The 12,698-nt window shown below is 62.8% G+C and carries 2 protein-coding genes; both read right to left on the minus strand.

What is annotated here, in order from left to right; translation table 11 throughout:
* Positions 1-62 precede the first annotated feature (62 nt).
* Positions 63-11,966 carry a right-handed parallel beta-helix repeat-containing protein gene (locus PLANPX_RS24715; RefSeq protein ID WP_172992315.1) on the minus strand — a complete coding sequence of 3,968 codons (11,904 nt, stop codon included), beginning with the start codon at positions 11,964-11,966 and terminating at the stop codon, positions 63-65.
* A 313-nt stretch (positions 11,967-12,279) separates the two neighbouring features.
* Positions 12,280-12,672 carry a DUF3467 domain-containing protein gene (locus tag PLANPX_RS24720; RefSeq protein ID WP_152101303.1) on the minus strand — a complete coding sequence of 131 codons (393 nt, stop codon included), beginning with the start codon at positions 12,670-12,672 and terminating at the stop codon, positions 12,280-12,282.
* Positions 12,673-12,698: the final 26 nt, after the last annotated feature.

Genomic DNA, 12,698 nt, shown 5'->3' on the forward strand with positions numbered 1-12,698 from the left:
GTCCAATCGCCGACCTCCCCCTTCGTTACATTCTCATGGCGTCGACGCGACCACCAGAACCGCTAACCTTCCAGCCAAGAGAGAATCGCTTCGTCAATCTCTTGGCCGAACAGATCAGCGTCTTCTGCGTCATCAGCTTCAACTTCTTCAACGTCGCTCGACTTACGCTTGAGCGAAGCGACGGCCGCCGATCCCGCGGCGTTCGAGCCGACGGCGCTCGACCATTCGTCGAAGGCGACGTCCCAATCGAACTCTTCCGCGGCGTCGGCAAGTTCGCTCGCCTCGTCAGCGGTCGACGAAGCCAGCCACCAGGCGGCCGACGGCAACGGCGAAGCGAAGCGGCTGAGCGTCTGCGTCGGCGATTCGTCGATCGCGGCAAGCGCCGAAACGCTGACGATTGGCTGAATCGTCTGAGCCACTTGAGTTGCCGGCGCCGCCGCAGGTTCGAGTTGCGTGCTTAACGCAGGCAATTCCGTCGTCGTCGCCACGGCCGAAGCTGGAGCATAGTGCACCGTCGCCGGCGGAATCACAACAACGCTGCCGAACTGACGCTGCCAAATCAGGAAATCGGCGCCGTTGACGGCTCCATCGCGGTTCGCGTCACCTTGCTCGACTGTTGCGCCGCTCAACGTGCCGAAGCCAGCATTCCAATTGCTCAGATCATTCCCGTCGACGTCCCCGTCGCGATCAAAATCGGCCTCGAACGTCGAGATCGCCGAACCATTGTCCTTCGTCCACACCAAGCCCGACTCGTTCGGATCGACCGGATCGATCTGCAGCAAGCTCACCAGCCCCGGGTTGGCCGCGACGACTTGGAAGTTGAGCTTGCCAAGCTCCACGACGGCTCCGCCGAAGTTGCTGCTTGGATTCGTGGCGAACATCGCCACCTGAATCACTCCCGGCGAGGTTTCCGTCGCGGCCAGACTCCATCCCGGCGCGGGGAACTGATCGCCCAGCTGCACATCGACGAAGTCGAGCACCGACGTGTCGTACTTCACGATGTAGGTGCTAGAAATGATGCCGACGACCGTCGTTTCAATCTTGATGTTGACCGGAATCGTCACCGGTCCGTTCAGATTGACGTAGTAATCGCCAATGCTCAGCAGCGGATCGAACGGATCAAAGCCGCCCGTGCCGGGGCCAACTTCATCCGGAACTTCGGGCGTGTTCGTCCCCGAGGCTTCCTGCAAGACCAGCGAAGCGTCGAACGCATTCAAGCTGCCATTGCCGCTCGCATCGCCGACGATCGCCGGATCGATCAGCGGATAGGCGTCGAAGCCTGTGTCCTGTCCGACGACCACGCGAGCGATCAGCGTCGAGTCGAACCCGGTGTACGCGCTCGGCGGCACCGAGCCCGGCAGAATGCCCGAGCCGTTCGCATCGCCCGGGAACGCCACTTTCTGAATCGCGGCGTCGTTTTGGGCGTCGTCGTCGTTAACCTCGGCGTTCTGTAGACGCAGCACCTGCACGGCGCCAAACGGCGCCGTCGTCGGCACGGCGGCCGCAATGCTGACGAACGACTGCGTTCCGCTAAAGGCGAAGCCCGGTGCACTCGCAAACGCGGCGACCGTCAATGTCACGAGGCCGTTGACGTCGGGAGCACTGAGGTTGGCCAGTACGTTCCAGCCAGCCAACGCCGGCGTGACCAGCAACGGATTAATCGTCAGCAGCGCCGGGTTGTACTTTAGCTCGAAGTTAACCCCCTGCACGTTCACGCCCGTCGCCCGTACCGGCAACATTGTGTCGAGCGTGTTGTTCGCCGTCAGGTCGACCGCTTGGCCCGGCGCCCGAGCGAAGTCGGGCAGGCTCACGATCGGCGTGCCGCCCACGACGACCTTGTTGAACGACTGCTGGTAGTCGTCGCCGGCGACGAAATTGCCGTTGCCGTCGAGCGTGTTCCCGAACGTATCGACGAACGCATTCGTGCCGCTAACCAGCGTGATTTGGTACGTATCGGCGGTAAGCGGACCGCCGGTCTTCACCCAACTCAGCGTGTTGGTCGCGGCGTTCCAGACGACCGAACCCTTCACGTCGACGTTGGCGACGGCGGCGTGCACCACAATATCGGCCGCCTTCAGGATGTCGCCGATCACCAGCGGGTTGACCCCGTCGTACAAGTTCAACACGCTCAGATCGAGCGCCCGATTGAACGTCACGTCGAAGCCGCTGTCAGTCGTGACGAAGTTCGTCACTCGCAGCGTGTTGCCGACCGTCACGACGTGCGTATCAACGCCCGCCGCCAGATCGTCGTCGGCGACCCCAACGCTGATCTCCACCGTCCCGCTGCCGGGAGGAGCGCTGAAGAGGACGCTGAAGCTGCCGGCTCCCGTCGAAGGATCGAAGACGATGCTGCCGGGAACCACCATTCCGTTCGCGCCGCCCGAGAGCGAAGCGAACGAGATCCCTTGCAGGGCGAACACATCGTCCGGGCTTTCGCCGGGATCGGTCGTCGTGAACGTGAAATTAAGCGTCTGCCCGTCGCCCGCCAGCGTGCCGCCGGAAATCGTCACCGTCGGCGCCACGTTGTTCACCGTGACGCTGCTCGTGTTGTCGACGATCGACGCGGTCGAAGCATCGGTGATTGTCACCGTGACGGGAAAGACCGAAGAGGTCGGCGGGCCGTCGACGTCGTCTTCGTAAGTGTGCGGAGCACTGTTAAACGTGTAGACGCCGGCAATCAGGTTGATAATCGTCGGCGCACTGCCGTCGCCCCAGTTGATCGTCACCGTGTGCGCCTGCGGCACATTGGTGAACGAACCGCTGACCGTTACCGCACCACCTTCGTTGATCGTGTTCGAGGAAACCGTAACGGCGCCGGTGAACGCGAACGCAGCGAAGTCGACGAATCCGCGGGTGTTGAGATCGCTATCGTGATAGACGACGTTCTCGATGCCAACCGGCGTGTTGACCGCCCACGCGTTGCCAAACGCAGTGACGTCCGGCGGCGCCCCCTGGCGACCAGTGACGGCGTCGACGTTCAGGTTAACGATCGCGCCAACCGACGTGCTCGCCGCGGCGACGTAGCTGCTGAAGTCGTTGCCCCCGACGCTCACGCCCAGCCCCGTGAAGTTCGTCGCAGGACCGGTTTGGCCCAAGTCGGCGATGCCGCCGTTCTGAATCAACACGCCGATGTCGGCCGTGTTGGCGAACGCCGTGTTCTGCACGAGCGCCCGGCCGCTGTTCACTTCAATGCCGACCGTTCCGCCGGAGATCGTCGTGTCGTCGCCGCTGTCGTCGGTGATAATCGCCCGGCCCGTCCCTTGCACGCGGATGCCGGTCGGGTTGTCGGCCAGCGTGGCGCCTTGAATCGTCGCCGCACCGCCGACGATGTGGATGCCGGTCTCGGTGCTATTCGAGACGCTAACGTCGTCGATGACGACGCCGGTCGGGCTCGTGTTCGACTGCCCCGGTTCGCCGACGCGAATGCCGGTGCGATTGCCGGTGAACGAACCGCCGTTGATCTGCACGTTGGTCAGCGTAGCCGGGTTCGCGGCGTAGAGCCCACTGCCGCCCGTATCGCCGGCGCCGCGGGCCTTGATCTGCAGGCCGGCCCCGGCCGCCGCTCCGGCCCCATTGTTGGACACCGTCAGGTTGTTGAAGACAAGGTTTGTGTAGGTCGGCACGTTCCCCTTGAGATTGATCTCGATGCCTGCCCCGGGGACGAAGTACGGCAGATTGCCGTTGCCAGTCGCCCAAACGTTCGTAAACGTCGCATTCGACAGCTTCTCCGCGTAGAAACCCTTCGATTGGTTGTCTTCAAACCCGGTGTTGGTGACGACCAAATTCGTCACGTTCGAGGAGCCGGTGATGTCGAGGTGCTTCTCGATCAGCACGCCATGGTTGAGATTCTCAAACAGCGAGTCGACGATCACGACGTCGTTCGCGCTCGCGTTGTCGGTGATGCGCAGGCCAATCTCCGTGATCGCCAGGCCGGTTGGGCTGCCGCCGGTAACCACGAGATCATCAAGCTTGATGTGCTGAATCGAAGCGCCCATCGGCACAATGATGCCGTGCGTGTTGACGCCAGTCGGCTTCAATTGCAGGCCTTCGAGCAGCAATGGATTCGCGTTCGAGGCGCCCGACCCAGTGAGCGTGATGATGTCGTTCGTCACCGGCTGATTGAGCACCGTCGCCCCGCTGCCGGCGCCAATGATGTTGACATGCCGATTGATCGACACCGCTTCCGTGAACGAGCCGGCTTCCACGTGCACCGTCCCGCCGGTCGCTACGACATCGACGGCCCGCTGAATGGAACCGTCGCCCACGAGCGGATTCGGGCTCGTCGAATCGTCTGTTACAAAAGCCTGGCCAGCCTGCACGTCGACGAAGCCCTTGTACGTTCCATGCGTCGGGTGCAGCTTGTCGACGTAGTGCAGGATGCGGTCTTCCACCGCAAAAGCCTGTGCCAACGTCAAGCTCGCCGCAGCCACCGGCGAACCGCCGAAGCTCCAACTGGTCCCGGTCCCGTCGAGACGCAAGAACGCGAACGCATTGTCCGGGGCAATTTCGATTTCATGCGGCTGAGCGCTCGTCGGCGCCAAGCCGCGGAACGTCGTATTGCCGAGGTTCAGCGTCGCGGGCGAGGCGAGCGTCCCGGCGCCGACCGAATCGAACCGCAAGCTCGCACCAAAAGTACCAGTAATCGCCGACGTGGCCCCGCCCAGCTTCACATCCGTGAAGCTGATGCCTGCCGCGTTGCTGTACCGCTGGATGCCGATCATCTGCGTTTGGTACAAGCCGCTGACGTCGATGTCGTTGAGCGAGATCGTCCCCGCCGCGGCGTACGGCGCCGATCCCGCACCGCGGAACTGAATGCCCGAGCGAGCGCCGTTCACAACGCTGTTTGTCACGTCCACATTCGTGATCGAGGCACCCTCATTGAAGCTAAAGAAACTGATGGCGCCGGCGCCGGCGAGGCCGGAATCGCCGTTATCGGTGAAGACGCTGTTGCTCAGCGTGACCGAGTCGACCGACTGCCCTGCCCCGTCGCCGTCGATCGACAAACCAATGTTGCGGAATTCCTTCACGCGGAGGTTGTCGAGCGTGAGCGAAGCGAACGTCGTTCCCGAGTTGATGCGAATGCCGTAGTCGGCGCGAATGCCCGCGTTGTTGCCGTCGAGTTCAAAGTTTTTGATCGCCACGGCGCCGGTCGTACTGCTGACAAGCTCGATGAGATTCCCCACAGTGGCGAGCGGCCGCAGAATCGTCGCCGGGGCCCCGCCGCCGCCAACCGAGCCGAGCAGCGTCAGCGCCTTGCCGATGACCAGCGCCTCGTCATACGTGCCTGCCTCGACGTTCACCGTGTTGCCGGCCGCCGCCGCATCGATGCCGCGCTGGATGCTCGAATCGGTCGAGCCGACGCCCGGCGTCGTCACGTAAACGTTGTTTGCCACCCAAGTCACCAAGCCGGTGGCGAGGGCCAAGTCGGCGTCGACCCGATGATGAATCTTGTCTTCGATGCGATAGTTATTCGCTTCGTCGAAGGTCGTCCCATTGGAAGACAGGTCGTAGCTTTGCGTGCTCTGGTTGTCGATGAAGAACGTATCGCCCGCGAAGGCGTTGCCCGCGCCGATCGTCACGCCGCCGGCGCCCGTCGCAATGAACAAGTCGGTCGCGTTGTCGACGGCGTCATCGAAATCGTTGCCAGCCACCGAGCCGCCCGCCCCCGCTTGGAAGCGGACGCCGACGCCCAGGCCCTGAATCTGATTGTTCGCAACGCTCGCCGAACCGCTGGCGACGTCGATGCCGACGCCCACGCCGGCCATCGCCCCCGAGTTGACGATCGAGTTGCTGCCGCTGATGTTGGCGACGCCGTTCGACTGAATCAGAAAGCCCGTGTTCACGTTCGTGAGCGTGTTGCCCGTGACCTGCACCGCCAGATTGCCGGTGAAGTTCGAACCCGCAATCCATTGGAAACCGAGGTTGGCGCCGCTGACCGTGTTGTTCGAGTACGTCACCGTCGACGCTCCGCTCGAATGCGACGTCACGCGGAAAGCCCGCTGTAAATTCGCGGCAGGGTTGTTCCCCACGGCGGAGTTGGTGAACGTGTTGTTGCTGACCGTGATGTCGCTCGAATGAGCGTGACCGTTCTCCCAGATGCCAAGAATGGTCTCTGGATCAGCGCTCTGCGCGTTGAGCACCGTAATGACGTTGCCGTCGATCAGCAGGCCGTCGTAAACGGCGCCGCCGCTCGTGTTCGACTGCATGGCCACCGAGGTGGCGAACCGCAGGTTGGCCGAGTCGCTAACGCCGTTGCCCGGGATGTTGATGAAGTTCCCCTGAATCGTTTGATTCACGCCGAACGAGTAGTGAATGCCAATGTTCTGATTGACGTCGATCGGCGCCACGGTCGCATTCAGGTCGGTGGCGATGCGAATGCGATTGTTGACGATCGTCGTCCCGTCGAATGCGTCAACGCCCGCGCCCGAGTTGAACATGCCAATGCTCAAGTCGAAGTCGCGAATGTCCAGGTTCGAAATCGTCCAATTCTTGTTGTCATCCGCGGCGTTGGCGCCGCCGGCGAACGACAGGAAGCCTTCGAGATTGACCGTCGCGAGATCGCCGGGGCCCTGGATAATCGCCGAGCCGAGACCGCTCGACGCCGTGAGCGTCACGCCTTCCAAACCGCCGGCCACGGTGATCGAGTAGTCGTCATCGGTGCCGCTGACGCCGTCGTTTCCGAGCGCCCACGACGCGGCGGCGTTCGTTTCGGTCCAATTGAACGTGCCGAGCAGATCGATCGTCCAGTTGTCGCCAGCCGCTTCGATCGCGTTCTTGATCCGAGTGTAATCGTTATCGGTAGCGGTTGGACTCGTGGCTGGCGTCACGTAGATCGTGTTCGTCGCCAGCAACACCAAACCAAGCGTGTTGTTATCGAGTTCGTCGGTAATCTTGTCAGCCGCCGCGAACTTCTCCGCGGCGGTCATCGCCGCAACGGCGATGCCGCCGAGCGTGGTTCCGGTCGCGTCGAGATCGAGATTGTCAAACGCCGAATTGGCGAGTGTGATGTAATCGCTGCTTGCCGAAATCGAAACGTCGCCCAGCGAAAGCCCCGTCAGTCCGACGCCAGCGCCGTCGAACCGAATGCCAGTCGTCCCGCCGGAAATTGCATTACCGGCGCCGAGCGTCAGGCCAGCTCCGCTAGCGACGCTCACGCCGGTCGTGTTGCCGGTGAGCGAACTGCTGCTCAGCGTCGCCGTGGCGTCGTCACCTTCCACCAACACGCCCGTGCCGCTGCCGGTGATCGTCGAGCCAACGACATTGACGTTCACAGTCGCCGAATTCGTGTTGCTGGCGTTGTCCTTCGCATAAACGCCCGCGATCGACGCATTGCTAATGGCAACGCCGGTGATGGTCGCCGAGGTCGAATCGCCGTTGCTGCCCGTGGCCGTCGGGTAGCTGTCAAAATTGTTGACCCACACGCCGTAGTTGGCGCCGGTCACCGATCCGCCGCTGATCGTCACGCCGCCGCTAACCGAATTGTTCCACAGGTCGTAGCCGGCCGTCTGGCCTTGCGCTACGGCACCGACAGTGATGGTGTTGCCCGTGATGACTGGGCTCGTCGCCGTAGCGATCGACGTCACCCAAATGCCGCTGAAACGCAAGATGCCAGCGTCGGAATCCGCCGAAATCGTGTTGCCGTTAATGGTGAGCGAAGAGGCTGCGCTATAAGCCAGATTGTGCCAGACACCGGCGCGACTGGCCGAGATGGTGTTGCCGCTGATGCTTCCCGTAACGCCAGGATTCGCCTGAGAAAAATTGCCGGTCTGCACGCCGACGCGCACATCGTTGATGACGTTGTTCGTGACGTCGGCGTAGAAATTGTTGTAGACCAGAATGCCGATGCCCCAGCCGAAGGCGCCAAGGTTCTCGATCAGATTCTGGCGAATCGCGTTGCCCGAGGTCGCGGCCCCGCCGTTGTTGAAGTTGTAGAAATCAACGCCCGTGTAGCTGAAGTTGCGGATGATGTTGTTCTCGACGGTGATTCCGCCGACGCCCTCGTACGACGCGATCGCTTCTTCCGCATCGAGATCGGCGCCGTTCAGCGTCGTGCCGCTCGTCAGCGCCGAATTGTCGCCGTCGAACGACAAGCCGGCAATCCGCACGTTGTCCGCCGCGACATAGACGAGCACCGGGTTCGGCGCCGTGTCGGGATCGGGATCACTCTCCGTCGGCAGGATGATCGCTTCCGCAGCGCGACCGCCGGCGTTGCCCGCCAGGCTCGCGTTCGGGCCGAGCAGTTCGAGCGACTTGTCGACGATGACTTGCTCAGCGTACGTGCCCGCCAAGACATTCACCGTGCCGCTCACGGCGACCGCGTCGATCGCATCTTGAATGCTGGCGAAAGCGTTGTATCCGAAGATGAGCCCGCTCACTACCGCGTCGCCCGGACCGATCGCCGCGACTTCGTCGCCCGGCTCCACCGTCCCGAGAGTTCCGCCGGAGCTGTTGACCGACTCGCCCCAAGTATCGTTCACGTAGACGACGCTCGGCTGGGCGATGGTCAGCGTCACGTCGTTGCCGTCGCCGCCCGCATAGCTCAGCGTGAACGGAATCCCGCTCACATAGATGACGGAACCTTCGGCCAGCCCGGCAAACGTCCCGTTAACCGGATCAAGACCGTCGTTGCCGGCGATCACGAAGCTATCGCCCGGCGCCGGCGCGAAACCCCGCGACAGATCGAGCGTCGCGCCATTGAGCGCCACGCTGCCGTTGACGACGAAATTGTCGTAGTTGGTGGTCGCGCTCGTGCCGTTCAGCTCGATCACCAGCGTGTCGTCGGCGCTCAGCGCGAGATTGCCGGTGAGAACGACCTGCGCCGTCGCCGTGCCAAGCTCGAACTTGACGGCCTTCGCCGACGAGTCGACGTTTTCGCCGTACGCGCCGGCGTGGACGATCAGCGTCCCCGGCGCGGGCGAATCGTCGAGGCGACTCAGCCCTTCGGTAATGCGCCCCGCAACGCCCGCCTGCGGGCTGGCGTCATCGACGTGCAGCGTCGAGAAGTCGCCGTCGAAGCCGAGCTGGCCAGGGGCCTTCAGGTTCGTGCCGACGTCGAGCCACGGCGAGTAGTCGACGTTGTTCGCCCCCGCGCCGCTAATGATTTTCGCCGCGCCCGGCGCTATCGCCGTGCCGCCGGGGTAGATGTTCGGAATGAGCGCCGCATAGCCGGGCTCGCCCGCGGGAGCGGTGGTCGTGACGATCGCGTTCGTCCCGAACCAGTTGCCCGAGAAGTTCCGCACGGAAGTCGACGACGGGCGACGATCTTCGACCTGCGAATACCAGTTGCCGGCGATCGCGTTGTTCGTGATGACGTTGCCGGTCGCTTCGTTCGAGGTGTCGAACATCAGCACGCCGACGGTGAAGTTGCCGGCGATCGAGTTGCGTTGAATCGTATTGTCGTTCGACAAATCCCAGATAATGACGCCGGTGCGATTCTGGACGATGTTGTTGTCCTGGATCACATTGTTGCCGGAGCCGACGTTGCGAATGTCCAGAGCAGTCCGATTGCCCGTGAGGATGTTGTTCTCGATCGTCGTGCTCGTGGCGCCGCTCGCCAGCAAGACGCCGAACGTCATGCCATTGCTGGCCCACGTGGCGGCCGTATTGCCGGTGCGAGTGATCGTGAAGCCGTCGATCTCTGTGCCGGCCGAATTCTCAACGCGAATCGTCGCCGAATCGCTGGGCGATGCCGCGGGACCGGCAATGGTCGTCGAGGCCGCCCCGGCGCCGAGCAACTTCACGCCCGTCCGGTTCGCGACCGTAACGGTTTCGATGTAACTTCCTGCATTCACTTGAACCGTGCCATTGTTCAAGACGCGATTAACGCCGTCCTGAATCCTGCCGACCGCTTCCGCCTGCGCGCCCTGCGTCGTCACATAAACGAGCGAGAAGTCGCCGGCAAAGCCAACGCCCGCTGCACTGCCTCCCGCGAGATATGGCGAGAAGTCGACGGTTCCCAACACCTTCGCGGCAATGGCGCCCTCGCTCGTCGTCCCCCAGTAGTTGCCGGAGGCGTTGATCACGCCCGCCAGCGGGTCGGCTTGAATGACCTTGCCGCTGAAGGCCGCGGAGAGGTCGTTGTTCGAAAGCGTCGCGGAACCATCGGCGCCGACAATGACGCCGTCGACGCGGCCGCTGAGCTTGCTCCCGGTGATCGAAGCGACGCCGTCGACGACGACCACGCCCGTGCCCGCTCCCGCCCCCGTGAGCGTGCTATCGACGATCGCCAGTTCGCCGTTGCTGTCGACCAAAATGCCGATCGCGCTGCCGCCGCTAACGATCGACTCGCGGATCGTCACGTCGGCGCCATCGACGTTGACGCCAAAAATGCCGCCCGCCACCGTGAGGCCGCGCACCAACACTTCAGCGTTGTTCGTCGCGGTGATCGGCGTCGACAGCGGTCCGCTGTTGAGAATCGACTGCGCAGCGCCTTGCCCGACGACGTCGATGTCTTTGTTGATGTTGAGCGCGCCAGAGAACGTGCCGGCGAGAATGTTGATCTTGCCGCCGCTCGACACGCCCGCCAGAGCCGCGGTCACTGAATCATAGGCGTTGTAGGCAAAATATTTGCCGGTGACGAAGTTGTCGCCGTCGTCGCTGTCGGACTCAACCAAGTCGCCCGGCGACAACCCAGCTGGACCAACGTCGACGAGGATCACCCAATCGTTGTCGACCCAAACCTCCGCCTGCGTCGTGAACCCTTGAAAGCCAAAGATGCCGCGACCGGGCGTCGTCTCGACGTTGGTGTCGAGCCCGGTCTGCAGCGCTGGTGCGGAATCGATGTTCGCCGACGCCGCGCCGAGAATTTCCGGATACGTTCCCGGAGCAGGAGCGGTGGCGCTACCGCCGAATGCGACGGGGATTTGGCCCGCGTAGCCAGGCTCCGCACTGTTGGCGGTCGTGTAGGTCGGATTCGCCGTGCCGAACCAGTTCCCTTCGAAGTCCTTGCCGCTGCCGCCCGGCGCCGGCAGCGAACCGCCCGTCTGGCGATCGACGACCTGCCCGTACCAATTGCCGCTAATGTTGTTGTTATTGAAGTCGCTGCCGGCCGCCGTTTGCACCGGCGAGTTCGTTCCGCCGCTGCCGTCGAGGAACACGACGCCGACGGTCCAGTTACCCGTAATGTTGTTCTCTTCGACCGTCAGATTGTCGGTCTGATTGCGGAAGATCAGACCGGTCCGGTTGTTGACGATATTGTTATTGCGAATCGTGTGATCGTTCGAGTTATTGACGTCGACGCCGGTACGGTTGCCCGTGATCACCGAGTCGTGGATTTTCGTGCCGCTGAGCGTCAGCCCCTGAATCGCGATGCCGGCTGAGTTCAGATTGGGATCGTTCCAATCGGTGGTGTTGTTGCCGGCGCGCGTGATCGTGAAGCCGGCAATCTCAATGTTGCTTTCCTGCACCGTGAACGTCGCGCCCGAAACGCCGCCGATTGGCCCAATCACCGTTGTCGTGCCCGAACCAGCGCCCAGCACGCCGATCCCCGCCTTATTCAGCAGAACGTCTTCGTTGTACGTGCCGGAGTTCACGTGAACCGTGCCGTTCACGTCGACGGCGTTGACGCCTCCCTGAATCGTGGCGAACGCATCGGTCCCGAACACCGCCGCCTGATTGCCATTGCCCGGGTTGTTGTCGCCGTCGGTGATCAACGTGCCGATCGAGTAGGCCGACCAACTGTCGTCGACGTACACATCCGCCGCGAGCAGCGATCGCTCCTCCAGCCCTTCCATCCGCAGCGAGCGGCCGCCGCCCGCCATCACGATTTGCGAAGTCATGCTCCCGCGAACCAAGCGAGTCGCCTCGGACCCCGCGCGAAACACGCTGCACACCGCCTCCACGACGCGGCTCGATTGCCACGAACTCAGCGACAGCTTCTGGAACCGCTTCCGCCAACGATTGGTGCGGGCGCTGCGCCGTTCGGGGCTGAACAGATTCATGAAACGCGGGGTGCGGTTGCGTGCCATCGTCGATAACTCCGAGGTTCGGCCAAGCTCGCAGAACGTCGCGACAAGCGTGACATTCATGCCGGAGGCGGGCCCATTTGAATGCGGCCCAGCCTGCGTGAATCGCGAGCGGCTTCACATTGCGGTGAAAAGAAGGTGTCCTAGTTGATTCGCAAGTAGCATTTAAAAACTGCGGCATCGGCGTTACCGATGCCCGAGCTGCGGTGAAACGGAGCCTGCATTGCGCTGCCTCGCCTGCCCAGACGAAGCATCGCACCTCCGCCAACGACGCTTCCCGGTTGCGAGCCTGCGCCGTTGACCGCCGCCCTCGAAATCACGAAGCGGGGCGGCTCACGACGCGCTTGTTGACGTCGGTTTCTAACACCCCGAACGCCTGCTCGTGACGCTGCACCGAGAGGTGCAAGGCGTGCAGCAATCGCTTCGCCGTGAAATAGTTCGTGACGATCCGCTGAGAAACGTGTACCGGATCGCTCGGCACGCCGAATGGCTGAGCATTCAGCCCAAAATCGATGATCAACTCCTCCGGAGTTCCCGTCACGCGACAGAAGTTGGCATAGCAGGCGGCGGCGATCGACTTATCGTCGACTTCCACGCCGCGCTGCGGTTCGGCCGCGCTACCCTGTCCCGTCGCCGGTGCATCCCCCGCCACGGCACGCTCGCCCGTGGACGACGAACGAGACGGCCTCGTCTTCGTTGCTTCGCTCATAAGATGTGAATAGTTCTTGAGTTGCG

Origin of the sequence: Lacipirellula parvula (genome assembly GCF_009177095.1) — a bacterium.
Taxonomy (GTDB): domain Bacteria; phylum Planctomycetota; class Planctomycetia; order Pirellulales; family Lacipirellulaceae; genus Lacipirellula; species Lacipirellula parvula.

Excerpts from the sequence above, each read along its gene's own strand:
- PLANPX_RS24720 (WP_152101303.1), bottom strand. The coding sequence starts at position 12,672 with ATGAGCGAAGCAACGAAGACGAGGCCGTCTCGTTCGTCGTCCACGGGC.
- PLANPX_RS24715 (WP_172992315.1), bottom strand. The coding sequence starts at position 11,966 with ATGGCACGCAACCGCACCCCGCGTTTCATGAATCTGTTCAGCCCCGAA.